The following is a 19567-nucleotide window of genomic DNA, read 5'->3' as shown; positions in this document are numbered from 1 at the left end:
TTGTTTTTTTCTTTAATAGTCAGGTTTATAGTTTTGTTTTCTGTATCTCCTGCTTCACCTGTAAAGGCTTCACTTTTAGTTTTAGTATTTATAACTTGAACTTTTTCAATAATTTCTTTAGTAAGATTTTTAATCGTTATTGAAGGATCTTTACCAAAAAAGACTTTCCGTTTACTAATATTTTATTAACCGCTTTTCCATTAATTTTAATCTTACCTTCTTCGTCAATTTCTACTCCTGGTAATTGCTTAAGTAAATCTTCAACAGTGGCATCTTTTTTAGTTTTAAAAGAATTGACATTAAATTCTAAAGTATCTTGTTTGATAGTAACAGGAGCTGAAGATTGTATTAAAACTTCATCTAACGAATTACTAATTTGAAGTTTAATATCTCCTAAATTTATAACCGATTTATTAATTGCTACTTTTTGTTTGTATGATTGATATCCAACATAAGACACCAATAAATTTAGGTTTTCTAGACTGGTTTGATCCTCTAGCTCAAAGCTTCCATCTTTATTGGTTATAGTGTAAGTTACTAAGCTACTATCCTTAGCTCGCTCTAAATAAACTGTAGCAGCTTCTAAAGGTGATTGGTCTAAGCCATCTAAAACTTGACCTTTAATACTAAATTCTTTGGATTGACTAAATGAAAATACTGTACACAATAGTGCACCAATAATAAGTAGATTACGCATTATTTGGGGTTGGTTTTTAAAAAATAAAGTAACTACTTATAATTTGAAAACGAAAATAATTTTTGTAATTTAATTACTGTACAATTGGAACTTAAAAATAATTTTTGAATGATTATTTTTTACGCATGTATACGCTAATTGGCACACCTTTAAAGTCATAGATTTCACGTAATTTATTCTCTAAATAACGTTTATAACCTTCACGCACATATTGTGGTAAATTACAGAAAAAAGCAAACTGAGGCTGTGGTGTAGGCAGTTGCATAATATACTTAATCTTAACAAACTTACCTTTGTAAGCTGGTGGTGGATAGTTATCTATAATAGGCAACAACGTTTCATTTAACTCACTAGTTTTAATTCGCTTTGTACGATTATTATAAACCTCAACAGCAGTTTCAATAGCTTTGTAAATACGTTGTTTTGTTAAAGCAGAAATAAATACAATTGGTACATCTGTAAAAGGTTCTAATTGTTTTTTGATGTACTTTTCAAACTCAGTAGTAGATTTATGATCCTTTTCTACTAAATCCCATTTGTTAATTAACACCACAATACCTTTACGGTTACGTTGTGCTAACCAAAATATATTCTGAATTTGACCATCAAAACCTCTTGTAGCATCAACTACTAATAAACAAACGTCTGCATGCTCTATTGCACGTACACTTCGCATTACAGAGTAAAACTCTAAATCCTCTTTAACTTTAGATTTTTTACGGATACCAGCAGTATCTACTAAGTTAAACTCAAATCCAAAACGGTTATATTTAGTATCAATTGCATCTCTAGTTGTTCCTGCAATATCTGTAACTATATATCTATCTTCACCAATAAGCGCATTAATAAATGATGACTTTCCTGCATTTGGACGTCCAACAACAGCAAATCTTGGTAAAGTATCTTCTATTTCTTCTTCTTCATTTTCTGGTAAAGCTTTTACTAAAGCATCTAGTAAATCTCCTGTACCACTCCCATTTATACTTGCAACACTAAAATAATCCCCAAGTCCAAGGTTGTAAAACTCTACAGCATCTTCTTCACGTTTACCGTTATCTACTTTGTTTACAACTAAAAACACTGGTTTAGTTACTTTACGTAGTAATTTGGCAACATCTTCATCCATTCCTGTAACACCATCTTCTACACTTACCATAAATATTATGGCATCCGCTTCATCAATAGCTAATTCTACTTGCTTATCAATTTCAGCTTCAAAAATATCATCACTACCTTTAACGTATCCTCCTGTATCAATTAAAGAAAATTCTCTTCCATTCCAATCACTTTTTCCGTAATGTCTATCTCTAGTCACACCACTAACTGCGTCGACGATTGCCTCACGACGTTGTATTAAACGATTAAAAAAGGTAGATTTACCAACATTTGGTCTTCCGACGATAGCTACTATACTGCTCATAATTTTAAGTTTTTATGCATTACATATCCTGTAAGCGAATGCAAAGGTAGTGTTTAGTTTGAGAAAAAATAGTATTTTACTTTCATTATGAGATATTTATGAACGAAAACTTAAACCAAGTCGTGCTACGACCACGATTTAAAATAAAAATAAATAAAGATCACAGCTCTGTTTTAGAGGCTTTTGAAGCCAAAAAGCATAATCAAAGCCAATTTATTGTCTCTAGAATAGACGATCATGTATTTATTAAACTGCCAAAAGCACAACAGCATTTTTGGTCACCACAATTACATTTAGAAATAAATGCATTAGATAATTATACAAGTCAGTTGTATGGATTATTTGGTCCAAACCCTACCGTTTGGACTTTATTTATGTTTTTACATTTTGTTATTGCTGGTTTATTTATTGCCTTTTGCGTTTGGGCGTATTCTAATTATGCGCTTAAAGTAGATTACCATTTACAACTTTGGGGAATAGTATTTATGGTTATTTTATGGTTTGTGTTATACTTTTCAGGTCGAATTAGTAAAACCTCCAACCAATCTGAAATGACTAATTTATATACTTTTATGAGCCTTGTTTTAGACGAATAAAAAAAGCTTCAGTTTAAACTGAAGCTTTTTTACATGAGTTAAAATGTATTACTACTGCTGATTCTCGTAGAAACTAACTGTTCCACTATCTTCATTAGATACAATTAATAAATCTTTTCCGGTTGGACTATCTGCTGCTGGTACAACTAATAAACCTTCTGGAGCATAATCTCCATCATGAGATAATATAGATAAAAAAGTAGGTGCTGCTGGATTAGTAATGTCATAAACCATGACTTGACAATTTCTTTCTAAACCAACAAATAAAATATAACGTTGGTCTGCGATATTTAAAACAGTAACACTTTCTGGTTCTGCACCTTTATCATCGCTACGTTTATCGTTTTCGTTATCTTCCCAATCCCAGTTAAAACGACTTGGTGTATTAGCTAAAATTTGAGTTGCAATATCGTTTCCGCTATCATACACTTGAGCGCCATTTGCATTCCATATAGAAAAAGAACGAGCTCCATAGCTATATATCTCGTCTATATCTCCATCGTTATCAATATCTCCTAACGTTGTTGTTGTTTTTAAGCGTCCAAGATTCTCGTCTGCTAAATAATCTAATGTCGCAGGAAATACTGTTGGGTCTAAAGTTAAATCTTTTAAACGCTCTTCTTCACTGAAACCATCGTAGTCTCTAGAGTCTCCTTCGTTAGCAGAAATCACATAATCTGTTCCGTTAATATTTACAGATACAATAGCATCTGGCATATAAATACCTTTTACAGGCCAATTTTTAAGTTCTGTAACCTCATCTTTATCACTAGCATCAATAGAGTTTTGAGCTAAATTGTAGTCTTTATATCCTAAAGGATAAATAGCTTCAATTACTTTAGTGATTAAATTAACTTTAGCAATACCATTATTTTCTTGTAGAGAGATCCAAGCAGTTTGAGAGTCGTAAGAAACAGCAATATATTCTGGTTCAACATCTTGTACCAAAGTTGCATTTGGACCAAAAACTCTAAACCCTTGAGACGTTAAATTAGCATCTTGAGACGTAAAGGTAGAAAAGTCTAAAGTGGTAACCGTATCATCGTTTAAGTCTATGATACTAACTGTTCCCATGGGATCTATAGTATAATCATCGTTAGGCTCACCTTCATTAGCAGATAAAATATAATTACCATCTTTAGAAAACGTAACCATATCTGGTAAAGCACCAACAGTATATTGATTATCTAAAGATAAATCCGAAGTATTATAAACATGAATTTGTCCAGGGTTTTGTTTTGTTGCAGCTTCAACTGCTACTGCTAACTTTCCGTTAAGGACAGCAACACTATTAGGTGCTCCAAACGCATTTAAACTTATTGAAGACTCTTGAACTGGTGTATCTAAATCTGAAATGTTATAAACAGAAATTTCGTTTAACTCTGCATTAGTTACAAATAACTTGTTTGTAGAAGCGTCAAAAGCAGAAATCTCTGCGGAAGCTTCGCCTCCAACATTGATGGTTGTTTTGTATTGAAAATTAACTTCAGTATTAACTGGATCGATAATAGCATCTACATTACCATCGTCGTCATCAGAGCAATGTAATAATAGTAAAGACGAAAATAATAGTAATGTGTGTTTTAAATGTTTCATTTTTAAGTTGGTTTTTATATAAACCATAAAGATGAAACTATCGCTTTAACCTAAAGTTAAACCCAAATAACGATAACATTAAAATTAACTACTGATTGTAACCAAAACGTTTCAGCTGACGCTGATTACTTCTCCAGTTTTTGTTAACCTTTACATATAATTCTAAATGAATTTGCTTACCAAAAAACTTTTCTAAATCTTTTCTAGCCTCAACACCTACACGTTTTAAAGCAGATCCTTTATGACCAATTATGATTCCTTTTTGGGTTTCGCGCTCCACCATAATTACAGATCTTACACGTATAATCTGTTCTTCTTCAAAAAACTCTTCAGTATCAATCTCTACAGCATAAGGAATTTCCTTTTTGTAATGCATTAAGATTTTTTCACGAATCGTTTCGTTTATAAAAAAACGTTCTGGCTTATCTGTTAACTGGTCTTTTGGATAAAATGCAGGCGACTCTGGTAATAGCTCGATAATACGATCAAAAACTTCTTTAACATTAAAGCCTTCTAAAGCAGATATTGCAATAATCTCAGCATTTGGTACTTTTGCCGACCAAGCTTGAACTTGCTCTTCCAATTGCTCTTGATTAGATTTATCTATTTTATTTAAAAGTAATAAAACAGGGATTTTAGCATTGGTGATTTTATTAAAAAAAGCCTCATCTTTTAATTCTTTTTCACCAATTTCTACCATATAAATTAAAACATCAGCATCATCAAAAGCAGACTTAACAAAATCCATCATTGAGGCTTGCAGCTCGTAAGCTGGTTTAATAATACCTGGTGTATCACTTAATACCACCTGAAAATCTTCACCATTTACAATCCCTAAAATACGATGTCTAGTCGTTTGGGCTTTAGAAGTGATTATGGATAATTTTTCACCAACAAACGCATTCATTAATGTAGATTTACCCACATTTGGATTTCCGATTATATTTACAAAACCTGCTTTATGTTTCATTTTACTTTAATTTAATAGACCGCAAAGTTACGACCTTGGTTTGTTTATTCCTCTATCATACATCACAATACTTCCTGCAACAGCTACATTTAAACTTAATTCTGACTTAAATTTAACTAAAAAATGACTTTTTTCAATAGCTTCCTTAGATAATCCATGGTCTTCTGCTCCCAATAAATACACACAACGTCTAGGATGATGGAAGGTTTCTAGGTCTACAGCTGTGTCATCCAACTCAACACCTACTAACCTTGCTCCTTTGGGTATGTTATTATAAAAATCTTCAAAAGTTTTATAATGAAAATATGGCATTGCCTTTACAGCATTATGCGTGTCACAAGCTTGTTTAGCATATCTGTTTCCGATAGTAAAAATATAACTAGCTCCTAAATTTTGCGCTGTACGCCAAAGGACGCCTAAATTTTCGGGTGTTTTTCCGTTTTGAATGCCTATTCCGAAGTATTCATTTTCAAAATTATCTACCATTTTACAAAAGTAAAATATTTTGAGTTTAGTTTAATTCTTCTTTTTTCAAATTTATCAATCAAATTAATGTCTTAAAGTTTTATTAATTAACTGAAAGGTCTGTGTTTTAAAACGACAAATCCATTAGTTTTATATAAAAATATCCAAATGTCAACCTTAAAATCTGTAATAACCTTATCTGCTGTACTTTTACTTTGTGCTTGTAATAACAAGACTACAAAAGAAGAGACAACAATAAAAAAAGACACAATTACGACGTCTAACAAGGTTAATTTAAGTCCTGCTGAAACCATTTTAAAAGCTACAATAGCTGCACATGGTGGTCCATTGTTTGACACTGCTAACTATGCCTTTAGTTTTAGAGGTGTAAACTACCAATTTAAAAATAACGGTTTGGACTTTAAGTACACTAAAAGCTACCTAAAAGAAAATAAACAAATCACTGATGTCTTAAAAAACGGAACGTTTTTTAGAACCATAAATGATAGTGTTGTAACATTAAGTAAAAAGGACATTAATAGCGCAACAGGAGCTATTAATTCGGTGATATATTTTGCGACTTTACCGTACAAATTAAATGACAAAGCGGTTAACACCAAGTTTATTGAAACCACAACAATAAAAAACAAATCTTATGATGTTATTGAGGTGACTTTTGACGAAGCTGGTGGTGGAGAAGATCATGATGATGTCTTTAATTATTGGATTAATAAACACACAAAAAAAATAGACTATTTAGCTTATAGCTATAAAGTTAATAAAGGTGGCGTAAGATTTAGAAGTGCTTACAATACAAGAATTATTGATGGTATTACGTTTCAAGATTATGTTAATTACGAAGCTAAAGTTGGAACACCTTTAAAGGACTTACCTAAATTATATGAAGCTGGTGAGCTTAAAGAACTTTCAACAATAAAAACAGAAAATATAATTAATCTAAATAACAACTAAAATGAAAAAATTATTATTTATTATCGCAATTATTGTAACAGCATCTACTGTTAATGCTCAAGAGTTTAAAAAAATGGATAAAAGCACAATGGATCGTGCATACTATCCTGATGGAGCACCACACAGAGCTTTTAAGAAAACTGAAGCTGAAAAAACTGCTTTAGAACCACAAATACGTGTAACTTATTCTAGGCCTGCAAAAAAAGACAGAGTCGTTTTTGGAGAGTTACTTAAATTTGGTGAAGCTTGGAGAGTTGGAGCTAATGAATCTACTGAAATTTTATTTAATAATGATGTGACTTTTGGTGGTAAAAACATCAAAGCTGGACGTTACACTATTATAGTTATACCTACTGCTACAGAGTGGACTTTAAAACTAAACACTGTTTTAGATGGTTGGGGAAACTATGGTTATGATGCTAGTAAGGATGTTGCTAGTGTTACTGTTCCTGTTACTAAAAGTGATAAAGTTATCGAAAACTTATCTATTGCATTATATGAGGCTTCAAAAAATACAGTGCATTTAAAAATTGGTTGGGATACTACAATTGCAGAGTTTCCTATTACAACAAAATAATATTTTAGCTTAAGCATAAAAAAAGCCTCACAAATTGTGAGGCTTTTTTTATGCCTATAAATTATAGTTAAACTTAAGTCTAGATGATAATAATCAAATTTTTATTTATAAAAATTATTGTAATTTGTGTAAGTTTAGAACTCGTTGAGTTCATTCAATTTATAAAATATGCGCAACTTATTACTTATAATTACTAGTGTTTCTTTATTCGGTTTTACCGAATTTACAGAATCCAAAGAGAACACCATAAACTTTAATGTAGTAAGAAACAATAAAACTATTGGTAGTCTTAAAGCCACAAAAACAATAACTAACAACAGTATTAACTACCAAAGCGCTACTACAATTGAAGCTAGAATTATTAAAAATATAATTGTTAAATATAATTATGATGTTACATTTAAGTCCAAGAATCTTGAAACTGCTGATGTCAAAATCACAGTTAATAATAATCCACATGCAAGTACAAAAACAAAAAAAGTAGATGGTAATTATAAAGTATTAGTAGATGATAACAATGAAGAAACTATTGATGCTGTGATTAATTTTTCTACCATTCAGTTGTATTTTAACGAACCCATTAATATCAGCAAATGCTATTCTGAACAAACTGGACAGTTTAATAGCATTATTGCTATGGGAAATCATGTTTACAAAAAAATAAATGAAAAAGGTAAAGCTGGAATTTTTCATTATAAAAATGGACTTTTAACCAAAGCATCAATTGATGGTGGTCTAATTAAATTTGATTTGATCAGACAATAAAACAGTAACGTTTAATTTCAATCATTAAAAAAACATAAAATGAGTATAGGTTTAGTCCTCTCTGGAGGAGGAGCAAGAGGTGCAGCACACATTGGTGTGATTAAAGCATTAGAAGAATACAATATAAAACCAACCCATGTTTCTGGTACAAGTGCAGGTGCTATTGTAGGTGCTTTATATGCGGCTGATGTCCATTGGTCTGACATACTAACCTTTTTAAGAGTACTTCCATATTTAATACCACACGTTATGCAAGAAACAAACCAGGTTTTATTAATTCTGATAAGTTTTATGACGACTTGAAAACCTTTTTTCCGGTTGACGAATTTAATGCTTTACAGAAGCCTTTATACATTACTGCAGCAAATGTGATTGATGGTACATTAAAAATTTTTAATAGAGGACAGCTTATTAAACCCATAATAGCATCTGCCTCTTTTCCTGGAGTATTTACACCTACTGAGATTAATGGTAAATTTTATATTGATGGTGGCACTTTAAATAACTTTCCGGTAGAACCTTTACAACAAGAATGCGATAAAATTATTGGCGTATATGTAAATCCGCTAAAAAAATAAGCATGAAAGATTTAAGACACTCCTACTCTGTTGTAGATAGAGCTTATAAAATTAAAATAGCATCTGAGTCTATGGTAAAATTTAAACATTGCGATTTAATTATTTATCCTGAAGAACTTATTAATTATAGTACATTTGAAATGAATAAAATTGACGCTATTTTTAATCTAGGCTACCAAAATACTATTGAAACCTTAAAACAAAAACCAGAACTATTTAGCTAAAATATGAATATTAAGATAATAGTGTTCAAATTATAAAATACTACACTAGCTGAATACAATATTATAATCTAAAGGGCAGAAAATAAAAAAAGCTTCATATTTCTATGAAGCTTTACTTAGTAGCGGGAACTGGACTCGAACCAGTGACCTTCGGGTTATGAGCCCGACGAGCTACCTACTGCTCTATCCCGCGATTTAATATTCGTAACAATTAATTTAGCTTTTAACTATCGGTTCATAATGCCGACCTAATTGTTTCGGACTGCAAATATACAACCCTTTTTAGATATAACAAGCAAAAAATGTATTTTTTTTACTGTTCTATATTAATCGATTCAAAACCAACTAATTCTGACTCTAAAAATTGTGGTGTTAGTTGTATTGGATTACAACAAACCTCACAATCTTCTATATAAGTTTGTTTTGAGACGCTAGAATCTAGTAACATTGAGATGGTTTCCCAACAATAAGGACATTGAAAATAGTGTTCAAACATAGTTTACTTTTTACCAAAAATAAAAATAGCCAACCTAAAGCTGACTATTTTAAACATATATTTAACTAAAACTTACTCTTTATTAGCAGCTACAGTTGTATCTTCTAAGAATAATGTTACTTTATTTGGAGCATCATCTACAACCGTTACATACTCCTTATTTAATAGGTTATCACTAACCATTATCAACTTTAATTTAGACAATCTAGATAATTCAAAAGGTAAACGCCCTGAAAGGTTATTACTTGATAATACTAATTCTTCTAAGTTTGTTAATTCTGCGATAGATTCAGGAATTTGACCTACTAGTTGATTATCTAATAGACTTAATTTTTTAAGTTCTTTTAAGTTATTTATTTCAAAAGGAATATTACCTGTTAAAAAATTACTTCCTAATTCTAAAGATTTTAATTTTTTTAATTGAGTAATAGATTGTGGAATAACTCCAGTAAATTTATTACTATATAAAGCTAAAGCTTGTAAATTAGTCATATTACCAATCCAACTTGGAATTTCTCCTTCTAACTGATTTAAAAATAATTGTAGAGAATATAATTTTTGTAAGTTAGTAATAGACTCAGGTAAATTCCCTATAAGTTTATTAAAACTAAGATTTAAAACTTGTAGATTACTTAATTGTCCAATTTCTGAAGGTATAGAACCTTTAAGATTGTTGAAAGATAGATTTAAGCTAACTACTTTAGAATCTATAACAGTTACTCCATGCCAAGTATCTATTGGCTTGTTTAAATCCCATGAGTTAGTCCACTCTGTACCATTTGTATTTTCATACAAAGCTATTAATGCTTCTTTTTCAGAATTTGATATTCCTGCGATGGTTACGCAGGTAAAAAGAAGTGCTACTAAAGTAAGTTTTACCGTTTTCATGTTAACTATTTAAGACTAACTGAATACAATATACACTCAAACAGGTTTAAAGTCAAAAAAATCGATTAAAAACACAAAACTTTAACAAACAAGTATATTATGAGGTGATTTTAACCGAAATAACTCTAAAAACAAAAAATCATTCGGTAAAATCACACTGTAAATCAGTAGTTTAAAAATCAACATTAAGTAATTGCCCACTTAATTGTAATAATTGCAATTCGGCTAATTTAGCATCGTACTTTGCATTATTACGGCTTAATTCTGCATTTAATAGGTTAAGTTGAGCTTGTCTAAACTCGATTGAATTAACTTGACCTATTTTAAACTGCTCTTGAGTACGTTCAAAATTATTTTGTGAAGTAATAATATTTTGCTCTTGAATATTAAAGATATTCAACTTATTAGTATAATCTTCCCAAGCGTTATCAAAATCACGTTTTATACCTATTAGGATATTTTCTTTTTGAAGTTTCTGAGTGTCTAGATTTACTTTAGCATTTCTAACATTAATTTTTGTGCTTCCTCCATCAAAGATATTCCATGATAAATTTAATCCAGCTGACAGTCCTGTAGTAGTCGTAACAGAAGCAAATGAAGCTCCGTTGTTGTTATTTTTATTCCAACCATAACTACCTGTTAAACCTAAGGTTGGTAGATATCCCGATTGATTAGATTTTATACTTAATTGGCTAATAACTATATTTTTTTCGGTTTGTAATAATGCTACATTTCTTATTTTAGCTTGTTCAAACAAACTATCCCTATGAAATTGCAAAGCAAAGTTAACTTCAGTATTTACAGTAAAGTCTTTATTTAAAGTATTACCTAAAACAACATTTAAATCACGTTTGGCATTTTTTAGATCTTGAAAAGACGAAATGATGTTAATACTATCATTATTAATATCTACTTCTGCATTTAAAACACCTAGTTTGGTATTTTGTCCATATTCAAACTGATATTCAGCGCGTAGTAATCTATCTTTTGAAACTGATAAGGTTTCTTTTAATGCCTCTAAATTTTCGGTTAATTGTGCAACGTTATAATACACAGAAAATAATTGAGTAATCGTATTTTCTATAGTTTCTCTGGCTTGAAGTTCTGACAACTGATATTGTTCTTTCAAACTTTCGTAATTATAACGTCTACCTAAACCGTCAAAAATGGTATAATTAAGACTTATTGATGCATTATAACGGTCACTTTCTGCTCCATTTAGCTCTGTAATAGATCCATCTAAAAATTCTGCTTCAGTATTATCTAAATTATAAGTAGCACCTGCTGCTGCTGTAACTGTTGGCAAATAACCTGAATTTAAAATACTTGTGTTATTATTAGCGACTTCGACATCATTTTTAGCAATTTTGATTCCGTAGTTATTATCTAAAGCTAATTTTACAGCGTCTTCTTGAGTTAAAATTTGTTGTGCATTTACAATTGAAGTACCACATAATACTACTAGAAGTAAAAGGCTTTTGTTAATGTTCATTTTCTTCATTTTGTTCTTTAATTGCTCGTTCTACTTCTTCTTTAGTAATATCTTCTCCTGTAATTAACCATTTTGTTTTTTGTTTAATTGTATTACTAAACGATAAAAACAATGGTAAAACTAATAAGGTTAAAATTGTTGCATAAGCAATACCAAAAGATATTGAAATTGCCATAGGTTTTAAAAACTGAGCTTGTCTACTTTTTTCTAATAATAATGGTGCTAAACCAGCGACTGTTGTTAAAGACGTCAAAAATATGGCTCTAAATCTTGATTTACCAGCTTCAGATAACGCCAAATCAAAAGCCATACCTTCTTTTAAATTACTATTAAACTTACCTATCAATACTAAGCCATCATTAACCATGATACCTATTAAAGCGATGATACCCAACAAGGATAATACGTTAACCGGAAATCCTAAAATCCAATGTCCCCAAGCTACTGCTGTCATACTAAAAGGCACTAATAAAAGTAATAATATAGGTTGACTATAACTTCTAAAAGTAAAAGCAATAGTAACGTAAATTAACAGCAATATTGGTATTCCTGCTTTACTTAAAGAACTTACTAATTTATCTTTTTCACGATTTTGACCTTCGTAAGAGGCTTTAATCGTTGGATACTTAGATTGCAAATTAGGAATGAAATTATTTTTAATATCGTCCAAAATATCTGTCGTACTTGTACTTGGATCTTTTAAATCTGCAGATACCCTAATTTCTCTCAAACCTTCTAAATGATTTATTGCTACATCTCCTCTAGCAATACTATAATTAGCGATGTCTTTTAAATTAACACGCTCACCAGTTGGTGTTAAAATACGCATATCATCTAAATCGTTAATAGAGTTTCGATTTGGTCTGTCATAACGTACCCAAACTCTAATTTCGTCTTGTCCACGTTGAAAGCGTTGTGCTTGCGCACCAAAAAATCCAGAACGTACTTGAGACATTACTGTACTTAAATCTAAACCTAACAGATAAGCACTTTCTTTAAGTTCTAATCTAATCTCTTTAATTCCTGCTGGATCATTATCTTCGATATCCTTTAATAAAGGATTGGTTGATAGGTAAGCTTTAAGCTCTAATTTAGAGGCTTTAAGTTCGTCAATATTATTACCTAATAAAGATACAGATACTGGGCTACCTCCAAAATTACCACCTGAACCAAAAATTAAACTTTCGGTACCTACAACAGGACCAACCAATTCACTTAATCGGTTTGAAACCATTGAAGATTTTATAGCGTCTGGACGCTCTTCTCCTGGTAACATATTTAATCTAAGTGTAGCACTTGAACTACTATTAATACTTAATCTGGTATTTTCAAAAAGTTTTTTACCTGTTCCTTTTAAATATTTTTCGCTTAACTCATCATTTACTATGAATGATTTTTCTTCAATCATTGAAATTATCGAGTCCGTAACTTTAACATTTGTACCATTAGGCATTTCTAATTGTATTGTTACTGCATCACTAGCAACACTTGGAAACAGTGTCACACCAATAATACCTCCTCCTATTGATCCAAAAGTTAAAACTAGTAATGCTACAAATATACCTATGGATAATATTTTAAATTGAAGTACAAAATCTAGGGCTGGAGCATAAACTTTATCTCTTAAATAACCCATAAGTTTATCTCCAGCTCTATTAATCCCTCTCATTTTAGCAAAAAACTGCTTCAACTTTGAAGGGTTTTCTTCTTCAACTTGTGGCTGTAATGCTTTGGAATGTGCTAAGTGTGCTGGTAAAATAATTAATGCTTCTACTAAAGAGACTACTAAGGTTAGGATTACAATTACTGAAACTTCGCTAAAAAATTCTCCAATACGACTATCTAAGAATAAGAATAATGAAAAGGCTAACAGCGTAGTAATAATAGCCGAAACCACAGGAGGAATAACTTCCATTGTACCATCCAATGCTGCTTGTTTAGGTGTTTTACCTTTTTCAAAATGTTGGTAAATGTTTTCTGCTATTACAATACCATCATCCACTAAAATACCAATTACGATAATCATACCAAATAACGACAATACGTTAATTGTGACATCAAATTGTCCTGCAAAAATAAACATTCCTAAAAATGAAATTGGTAATCCAAAAGCGACCCAAAAGGCTAAACGTGTGTTAAGAAACAGTGATAAAAACACTAATACCAAAATCATCCCAACTATTGCATTTTCTGTCAATAAATCTGTACGCTGATTAAGTGTTATGGATAAATCCCTTACAATATGTAACTGTATGTTATTATACTTTTGATTAAAGCTTGTAATATACTCCTTAACTTTATCTGCAGAAGATATTAAGTCTTCGTTATTTGTACTGGTAACCGAAACGTTTACAGATAATTCTTGGTTAAAATAAGAGGTATTTGGTGTTTCAGAAAAACGATCTCTTATTTCAGCAACGTCTTTTAATCTTACTACTTTACCATCTACTGAGGCTTTTACAATTATATTAGAAAATTCAGTTCCATAATATTGTTTGTTATTGGCTCTAATTAAATACTCTTCAGCTTCGGTTTTAATATTTCCACCTGTTACCAAAATATTAGAAGTACTTACAGCATTGGCTACATCTGCAAAAGTTAGATTGTAAGCTAATAAGCTTCCTTCATTGACAGCAATCTCAATCTCTTCTTCAGGATAACCTGAAACTTCAATCTGAGAAATACCTTCAATTGCGCGTAAATCGTTTTCAACTTGACGACCTAATTGTTTTAATGTTGCTAACGGAATCTCTTTTCCGCTTAAAGCGAAAGAAATAGTCTCTCTAACCGCCTCTTGTTTAGATACTACTAAAGGTTCCATACCAGTAGGAAACGTAGGCACTCTATCTACTGCATTTTTCACTTCTAGTAACATGAAGTCTAGATTTTCACCTTTTTCGATTTCTACAGTAATAGTTCCGCTGTTTTCTCTTGATACTGATGTAACACGATCGACACCTTTAAGTCCTTTTAAATTTTCTTCGATTTGAAGTACAATACCTTCTTCAATTTCTTGAGGTGAAGCTCCTGGATAAGCAATACTTACATTGATTATTTTAGATTCTGTTAATGGAAAATACGAAGATTTTAAAGACGAATATCCAAGGATACCAAATATTGCAAAAGCAATAATAAACACATTTACTGCAACATGGTATTTTATAAAATAACTAATTATGTTTCTCATTATAGTATGCTATTAGTTGTCTTTTGTTTCGTCAAAAGGTTTTACAATCATACCGGAATAAGCACCTGGTACTTGACGTTTTAAAATAATTGTTCCGTTTGGCACGTTTTGTAAGACAACTTTTGTGTCAGAAAAATGTACAGGTTTTGCAGGTAATACATCAAGAATAGAATCTTTTATGACAAATATTTCTTGATTATCTGATAATAAGTTTCGGTCAATCTCAATTGCATTATCAATGCTTTTAGCATTTAAGTTAGCTTCAAGATACATCCCTTCTTTTAGATTATCATCTGTTACTTCAATAAAAGCAGTTATGGTTTGAGTCGTAGCATCAATACTTCCGTTTACCCTAGACACCTTTCCTGTATAATTTTCGGTTTTGTCTAAATTAGTTAAACCAACGCTTTCACCTACTTTTAAAATATTAGCAAATGTTTTACTAATTGATACTTCCATTTCATACTCAGAAGGATTAATAAATTCGCCTAACTTTTGTCCATTTCTAATTAAAGAACCTTCTGTTGCTAAAGCTTCTGTTAAAATACCAGTAAAGGGAGCAGATATGGTATACTTAGACAAACGCTGTTCTAAGTTTTTTACATTGTAATAGCTTGTAATAATACCACGACCAGTAATGAAATAGTTTTCTTTATCAGAACTCATTTCTGGTAACTTGGGTGTAGTTTTATTTAAATCGAAATTGTTTAAATAGGATTGCCATTTTGAAAATATATCTGGAAAATCTAATCTTAAATCTGGCATTATTGCAGCTATAGAGTTGTACAAGTCACTTTTTGAAGATTGTACACTTGCATAATACTCAGAAGCATCAACACGAATTAACGTTTGACCTTTACGATAGGTTTGACCAGGTTTAAATAGATAGCTACCATTACGAAAAACACCTTGTACCTCTGAATAGATTTCTACACGTTGTTTTGCTGTAAGATTACCATTGGCCGGAATAACAATAGGTATGGTTGTGTTTTTAACTGTATCTGTAAAGACAGTTTTAATAACTTTTGCTGCTACTGGTCTTGGTTTATTTTTGTTATCAATAAGAGTTTTAGCAATTATAAAAGCACCTATAATAAAAAGAACACCTAAAATAGAAAGGATAATTTTGCGCATGAATTTGGTTTTGATGATATGACCGCAAAATTAGTTTATAGTTTAAAGGTTAAACGTTAAAAAAAGCTAAAAGACTGATGTTAAAATTGTTCTAACTGAAGCGTAATATCTTCCCAATCTTCCATTAATTGCTCTAATTTATCTTTTTTAGCTTGATAGTGTTCAAAAAAGTTAGGTTTTGCTACGGTTTCGTCGTAATTAACAGCTAATTCTACATCAATAGCTTTTATGTCTTTTTCTAGCTGAGCAATTTTAGACTCGCAATTACTTAATCTATTATTTAATGATTTTTGCTTCTTTTGGTCTTCGTAAGATTGTTTAGGTGTTTCTTTAGCTTCCGTTTTTACAACTGTACGTTTTTCTACCTCTCTAAGATTTTCGACGTTACGTTGTTCTAAATAATAATCAATATCTCCTAAATACTTTTTAATGTTACCGTCCTTAAACTCAAACAATGTACTTGTTAAACCTTGTAAAAAGTCTCTATCGTGAGACACTAAAATTAATGTCCCTTCAAAACGTTGTAAAGCATCTTTTAAAACATTTTTAGATTTTATATCTAAATGGTTTGTTGGCTCATCCATTATTAACACGTTAAATGGTTGTAACATTAATTTAGCTAATGCTAAACGGTTACGCTCACCTCCTGACAAAACTCTAACGTATTTATCTGCTTCTTCACCTCTAAATAAAAAAGATCCCAAAATATCCCTAACCTTACTTCTGTTAGTTTCATTAGCTGCATCAATCATAGTATCCAAAACGGTTTTATTTCCGTCTAGATATTCAGCTTGATTCTGTGCAAAGTATCCTATTTGTACATTATGACCTAACTTTAATTCTCCTTCATGTTTTAAATCTCCTACTAAGATTTTTGCTAAAGTAGATTTTCCTTGACCGTTTTGACCAACAAAAGCTGTTTTAACATCACGCTCAATCATTAAATCAACACCTGATAATACGTGATTGTCTCCATAACTTTTAGAGATATTATTGGCCTCAACCACAACTTTTCCTGGAGTAATGGATACCGGAAAATTTAGAGTCATTACGCTATTATCATCTTCATCAACCTCAATACGATCAATTTTGTCTAATTTTTTAATTAAAGATTGTGCCATAGTTGCTTTACTGGCTTTGGCACGGAATTTTTCAATTAGCTTTTCAGTTTGCTCAATTTGCTTTTGCTGATTTTTTTGAGATGCTAATTGCTGTGTTCTAATCTCTTCTCTTAATACTAAATATTGCGTGTAAGGTTTTGGGTAATCATAAATACGTCCTAAACTGATCTCAATGGTACGATTAGTAACATTATCTAAAAACATTTTATCGTGTGATACGATGGCTACTGCACCTGAATAATTTTTAAGGAAACTTTCTAACCAAATGATAGACTCTATATCCAAGTGGTTAGTAGGCTCATCCAGAAGTAAAACATCATTATTTTGAAGTAATAATTTGGCCAACTCTATACGCATACGCCAACCACCAGAAAAAGTATCTGTAAGTTTATTAAAATCTTCACGCTTAAAACCTAGACCTTGTAATATTTTTTCGGTTTCTCCTTGATAATTATAACCTCCTAAAATTTCATATTGATGTTGGATATCACTTAACTCAACCATTAAATCATGATAAGACACACTTTCATAATCTGTACGTTCTGCTAATTGTGTATTAATATGTTCAATTTTAGCTTCAATCGCTTTAATTTCAGTGAAAGCTTGATATGACTCCTCTAAAACAGTACGACCTAAAATAAAGTCTATATCCTGTTTTAAAAAACCAATTTTTAAAGTCTTATCTGCTGCTATTTGACCTGAATCAGGCTCCATTTCTTTAGACAGAATTTTAAGCATGGTAGACTTACCAGCACCATTTTTACCTATAAGTCCCACTCGATCACCATTTCCTAATTTAAAAGTGATGTCTTCAAAAAGGTATTCTCCTTGAAATGAAATTGATAAATTATGAATATTTAGCATTGAATTGTGACTTATGTTACTTAAATTAAAAATTAGAAGTTATATTTTTGTTCTTCTAATTACAAAAGGCAAAAGTACACAAATATTATGTTTAAAAAAGGCTCTAAATTATATTCAATTTTCACAGGTACATGTCCAAAATGTCATGAAGAATCAATGTATACAAACACTAACCCTTATGCTATAAGCAAATTATTTAGCATGCATGAGCGTTGTAGTAATTGTAACACAAAATATAAAATTGAACCTTCATTTTTTTATGGTTCCATGTATGTTAGTTATGGAGTAGGTATAGCTTTTGCAGTTGCTGCTTTTATAATAAGTTATCTCTTTTTAGGTAGCAGTACGACAACAGCTTTTATAGCTATAATAATTACATTAGTTGTGTTTTACCCAATTATAGTTAGACTTTCAAGAAATATTTGGATAAATATTTTTATGAGTTATGATAAAAAATTAGCTAAGAAAGAATAAATACATTGTTTAAAAAAACGACTACAATCAATTTCTTTATCTAAACTCTGATTATTTTCAATAAAATTGAATAATTGATTTGCAACATATGGAGCAATCATAACACCTCTAGAACCTAAACCGTTAAATAGAAACATGTTGGGTATTGTTGGATGCTTACCTACTAAGGGTTTTCTATCTTTTACTGTTGGTCTAACTCCTGCAACCTGATTAATAACTTCAAAATCGCATTTAACAAACGTTTTAAGCTTGTCTAGTAACATTTTTTTAGCTTCTTCGGTAATTGTATTGGTTTTATCTTTTTGCTCATATGTAGAGCCTACACGATATAAATCTTTGCCTAAAGGAATAACAAATACACTAGATTTTAATACATAATCTAGTTTTAAGTTAGGAGCATGAATAGTTAACAGTTGACCTTTAGTTCCAGAAAGTGGTAAATCATTGAAGAATGGGTTTTGTTTCATACCAAAACCTTCTGCAAAAACAATATGCTTAGCTGTAATTTTTTGATAATTCACTTCTAATTTATCTAATGTTAACTCATCGTAATTAAAGCTCTCGTTAATAAGAAAATTATTATCAGAAAGCCATTTTTTATAATTTATAATAAGTTGCTTGGTATCTAATCTTCCTGTTTGAAAGACTTCGCCTAATTTGAAATTAGCATCGATATGTGGATTATCGTTGTCAAAAAGATTTGTATTAATAAATGGTTTTAATCCAATTTTATCAGAAGCTTCAAACCAGTTGTTCTGTTCCTCTAGTGATGTAAATCGTCTTTTAACGGGAACTTTAAAGTCTAAAAGGATATTCAGTTTTCCTTCTAATCTTTTATAGAAAGGTAAAGCAATTGCTAATTGTGCTTCACTTTTCCAAACTGGAGTAAATCGTTTTAAAGTAACTGGGTTATATAATCCTCCAGCAACAATTGAAGATTGCTGAGAGTTATTGTCAATTACTACAAATGATTTATTATTAGCTAATAACTTTTCGCAAAAAGATAAGCCTGCTAAACCACATCCTACAACTATATAATCTACTTTCATAT

General features: G+C 30.8%; 20 protein-coding genes and 1 tRNA gene. 8 read left to right on the top strand and 13 right to left on the bottom strand.

Annotated elements, in window-relative coordinates:
• Positions 1–136 precede the first annotated feature (136 nt).
• Both AC0L4B_RS07065 and der read right to left on the bottom strand, forming a co-directional pair.
• On the bottom strand, positions 137–697 hold the full coding sequence (locus tag AC0L4B_RS07065) for a carboxypeptidase-like regulatory domain-containing protein (protein WP_473439147.1): 561 nt from the start codon (positions 695–697) through the stop codon (positions 137–139).
• A gap of 112 nt (positions 698–809) precedes the next feature.
• Positions 810–2117, bottom strand: a complete 1308-nt coding sequence (der, locus tag AC0L4B_RS07060; protein ID WP_028289591.1) for a ribosome biogenesis GTPase Der — start codon at positions 2115–2117, stop codon at positions 810–812.
• A gap of 98 nt (positions 2118–2215) precedes the next feature.
• Between der and AC0L4B_RS07055 the strand changes: the two genes are divergently transcribed.
• Entirely contained in the window at positions 2216–2713 is a 498-nt protein-coding gene (locus tag AC0L4B_RS07055; RefSeq protein ID WP_473439146.1) for a GTP-binding protein, read from the top strand.
• Between the two features lie 51 nt (positions 2714–2764).
• On the opposite strand, the gene AC0L4B_RS07050 is transcribed toward AC0L4B_RS07055, so the two are convergent.
• The 3 genes from AC0L4B_RS07050 to AC0L4B_RS07040 form a co-directional block, all read right to left on the bottom strand.
• Positions 2765–4309: a choice-of-anchor I family protein gene (locus AC0L4B_RS07050; RefSeq protein ID WP_473439145.1), complete on the bottom strand. Its 1545-nt coding sequence runs from the start codon at positions 4307–4309 to the stop codon at positions 2765–2767.
• An 88-nt stretch (positions 4310–4397) separates the two neighbouring features.
• Positions 4398–5279, bottom strand: a complete 882-nt coding sequence (gene era / locus AC0L4B_RS07045; protein ID WP_473439144.1) for a GTPase Era — start codon at positions 5277–5279, stop codon at positions 4398–4400.
• A 27-nt stretch (positions 5280–5306) separates the two neighbouring features.
• Positions 5307–5765: an RNA methyltransferase gene (locus AC0L4B_RS07040; RefSeq protein ID WP_028289587.1), complete on the bottom strand. Its 459-nt coding sequence runs from the start codon at positions 5763–5765 to the stop codon at positions 5307–5309.
• Between the two features lie 147 nt (positions 5766–5912).
• Here AC0L4B_RS07040 and AC0L4B_RS07035 point away from each other — a divergent pair, with 147 nt between their 5' ends.
• From AC0L4B_RS07035 to AC0L4B_RS07010, 6 genes are all read left to right on the top strand, one after another.
• Positions 5913–6716, top strand: a complete 804-nt coding sequence (locus AC0L4B_RS07035) for a DUF6503 family protein (protein WP_473439143.1) — start codon at positions 5913–5915, stop codon at positions 6714–6716.
• A gap of 1 nt (position 6717) precedes the next feature.
• The gene (locus tag AC0L4B_RS07030) at positions 6718–7293 is read left to right on the top strand and encodes a DUF2911 domain-containing protein (RefSeq protein ID WP_473439142.1); all 576 of its coding nucleotides are present in this window, start codon (positions 6718–6720) and stop codon (positions 7291–7293) included.
• Between the two features lie 168 nt (positions 7294–7461).
• Positions 7462–8058 carry a DUF6134 family protein gene (locus tag AC0L4B_RS07025; protein WP_473439141.1) on the top strand — a complete coding sequence of 199 codons (597 nt, stop codon included), beginning with the start codon at positions 7462–7464 and terminating at the stop codon, positions 8056–8058.
• A 39-nt stretch (positions 8059–8097) separates the two neighbouring features.
• Positions 8098–8361, top strand: a complete 264-nt coding sequence (locus AC0L4B_RS07020; protein WP_473439140.1) for a patatin-like phospholipase family protein — start codon at positions 8098–8100, stop codon at positions 8359–8361.
• Complete coding sequence (locus tag AC0L4B_RS07015) at positions 8289–8636, top strand: patatin-like phospholipase family protein (protein ID WP_473439410.1); 348 nt, start codon at positions 8289–8291, stop codon at positions 8634–8636. Before AC0L4B_RS07020 ends, AC0L4B_RS07015 begins: the two co-directional genes overlap by 73 nt.
• Before the next feature lie 2 nt (positions 8637–8638).
• Complete coding sequence (locus AC0L4B_RS07010) at positions 8639–8860, top strand: hypothetical protein (protein WP_473439139.1); 222 nt, start codon at positions 8639–8641, stop codon at positions 8858–8860.
• A 120-nt stretch (positions 8861–8980) separates the two neighbouring features.
• On the opposite strand, the gene AC0L4B_RS07005 is transcribed toward AC0L4B_RS07010, so the two are convergent.
• The 7 genes from AC0L4B_RS07005 to AC0L4B_RS06975 form a co-directional block, all read right to left on the bottom strand.
• Positions 8981–9053, bottom strand: a tRNA-Met gene (locus tag AC0L4B_RS07005).
• A 120-nt stretch (positions 9054–9173) separates the two neighbouring features.
• A complete protein-coding gene (locus tag AC0L4B_RS07000) occupies positions 9174–9356 on the bottom strand; it encodes a CPXCG motif-containing cysteine-rich protein (protein WP_473439138.1) in 183 nt (60 codons plus the stop codon).
• A 72-nt stretch (positions 9357–9428) separates the two neighbouring features.
• Positions 9429–10244 carry a leucine-rich repeat domain-containing protein gene (locus tag AC0L4B_RS06995; protein WP_473439137.1) on the bottom strand — a complete coding sequence of 272 codons (816 nt, stop codon included), beginning with the start codon at positions 10242–10244 and terminating at the stop codon, positions 9429–9431.
• A 172-nt stretch (positions 10245–10416) separates the two neighbouring features.
• Positions 10417–11736, bottom strand: a complete 1320-nt coding sequence (locus AC0L4B_RS06990) for a TolC family protein (RefSeq protein WP_473439136.1) — start codon at positions 11734–11736, stop codon at positions 10417–10419.
• Positions 11726–14923: an efflux RND transporter permease subunit gene (locus AC0L4B_RS06985; RefSeq protein WP_473439135.1), complete on the bottom strand. Its 3198-nt coding sequence runs from the start codon at positions 14921–14923 to the stop codon at positions 11726–11728. The genes AC0L4B_RS06990 and AC0L4B_RS06985 overlap by 11 nt, the downstream gene beginning before the upstream one ends.
• A 12-nt stretch (positions 14924–14935) precedes the next feature.
• Complete coding sequence (locus AC0L4B_RS06980) at positions 14936–16057, bottom strand: efflux RND transporter periplasmic adaptor subunit (RefSeq protein ID WP_473439134.1); 1122 nt, start codon at positions 16055–16057, stop codon at positions 14936–14938.
• Positions 16058–16137: 80 nt separating this feature from the next.
• On the bottom strand, positions 16138–18042 hold the full coding sequence (locus AC0L4B_RS06975; RefSeq protein ID WP_473439133.1) for an ABC-F family ATP-binding cassette domain-containing protein: 1905 nt from the start codon (positions 18040–18042) through the stop codon (positions 16138–16140).
• Between the two features lie 87 nt (positions 18043–18129).
• Here AC0L4B_RS06975 and AC0L4B_RS06970 point away from each other — a divergent pair, with 87 nt between their 5' ends.
• Positions 18130–18516 carry a DUF983 domain-containing protein gene (locus AC0L4B_RS06970; RefSeq protein WP_473439132.1) on the top strand — a complete coding sequence of 129 codons (387 nt, stop codon included), beginning with the start codon at positions 18130–18132 and terminating at the stop codon, positions 18514–18516.
• On the opposite strand, the gene AC0L4B_RS06965 is transcribed toward AC0L4B_RS06970, so the two are convergent.
• Positions 18486–19565, bottom strand: coding sequence for an NAD(P)/FAD-dependent oxidoreductase (locus AC0L4B_RS06965; RefSeq protein WP_473439131.1), 1080 nt, complete (start codon positions 19563–19565; stop codon positions 18486–18488). The two genes, AC0L4B_RS06970 and AC0L4B_RS06965, sit on opposite strands and share 31 nt — an antisense overlap.
• Between the last annotated feature and the right edge of the window lie 2 nt (positions 19566–19567).

It is taken from the genome of Olleya sp. NP1-10 (assembly GCF_055804415.1).
Note: the sequence above shows the minus strand (reverse complement) of the source record. Positions and strands in the feature narration are given on the sequence as shown.

Bases quoted from the DNA above. Each gene is read 5' to 3' on its own strand.
- AC0L4B_RS07065 (WP_473439147.1), bottom strand. From the start codon at position 697: ATGCGTAATCTACTTATTATTGGTGCACTATTGTGTACAGTATTTTCA.
- der (WP_028289591.1), bottom strand. From the start codon at position 2,117: ATGAGCAGTATAGTAGCTATCGTCGGAAGACCAAATGTTGGTAAATCT.
- AC0L4B_RS07055 (WP_473439146.1), top strand. From the start codon at position 2,216: ATGAACGAAAACTTAAACCAAGTCGTGCTACGACCACGATTTAAAATA.
- AC0L4B_RS07050 (WP_473439145.1), bottom strand. From the start codon at position 4,309: ATGAAACATTTAAAACACACATTACTATTATTTTCGTCTTTACTATTA.
- era (WP_473439144.1), bottom strand. From the start codon at position 5,279: ATGAAACATAAAGCAGGTTTTGTAAATATAATCGGAAATCCAAATGTG.
- AC0L4B_RS07040 (WP_028289587.1), bottom strand. From the start codon at position 5,765: ATGGTAGATAATTTTGAAAATGAATACTTCGGAATAGGCATTCAAAAC.
- AC0L4B_RS07035 (WP_473439143.1), top strand. From the start codon at position 5,913: ATGTCAACCTTAAAATCTGTAATAACCTTATCTGCTGTACTTTTACTT.
- AC0L4B_RS07030 (WP_473439142.1), top strand. From the start codon at position 6,718: ATGAAAAAATTATTATTTATTATCGCAATTATTGTAACAGCATCTACT.
- AC0L4B_RS07025 (WP_473439141.1), top strand. From the start codon at position 7,462: ATGCGCAACTTATTACTTATAATTACTAGTGTTTCTTTATTCGGTTTT.
- AC0L4B_RS07020 (WP_473439140.1), top strand. From the start codon at position 8,098: ATGAGTATAGGTTTAGTCCTCTCTGGAGGAGGAGCAAGAGGTGCAGCA.
- AC0L4B_RS07010 (WP_473439139.1), top strand. From the start codon at position 8,639: ATGAAAGATTTAAGACACTCCTACTCTGTTGTAGATAGAGCTTATAAA.
- AC0L4B_RS07000 (WP_473439138.1), bottom strand. From the start codon at position 9,356: ATGTTTGAACACTATTTTCAATGTCCTTATTGTTGGGAAACCATCTCA.
- AC0L4B_RS06995 (WP_473439137.1), bottom strand. From the start codon at position 10,244: ATGAAAACGGTAAAACTTACTTTAGTAGCACTTCTTTTTACCTGCGTA.
- AC0L4B_RS06990 (WP_473439136.1), bottom strand. From the start codon at position 11,736: ATGAACATTAACAAAAGCCTTTTACTTCTAGTAGTATTATGTGGTACT.
- AC0L4B_RS06985 (WP_473439135.1), bottom strand. From the start codon at position 14,923: ATGAGAAACATAATTAGTTATTTTATAAAATACCATGTTGCAGTAAAT.
- AC0L4B_RS06980 (WP_473439134.1), bottom strand. From the start codon at position 16,057: ATGCGCAAAATTATCCTTTCTATTTTAGGTGTTCTTTTTATTATAGGT.
- AC0L4B_RS06975 (WP_473439133.1), bottom strand. From the start codon at position 18,042: ATGCTAAATATTCATAATTTATCAATTTCATTTCAAGGAGAATACCTT.
- AC0L4B_RS06970 (WP_473439132.1), top strand. From the start codon at position 18,130: ATGTTTAAAAAAGGCTCTAAATTATATTCAATTTTCACAGGTACATGT.
- AC0L4B_RS06965 (WP_473439131.1), bottom strand. From the start codon at position 19,565: ATGAAAGTAGATTATATAGTTGTAGGATGTGGTTTAGCAGGCTTATCT.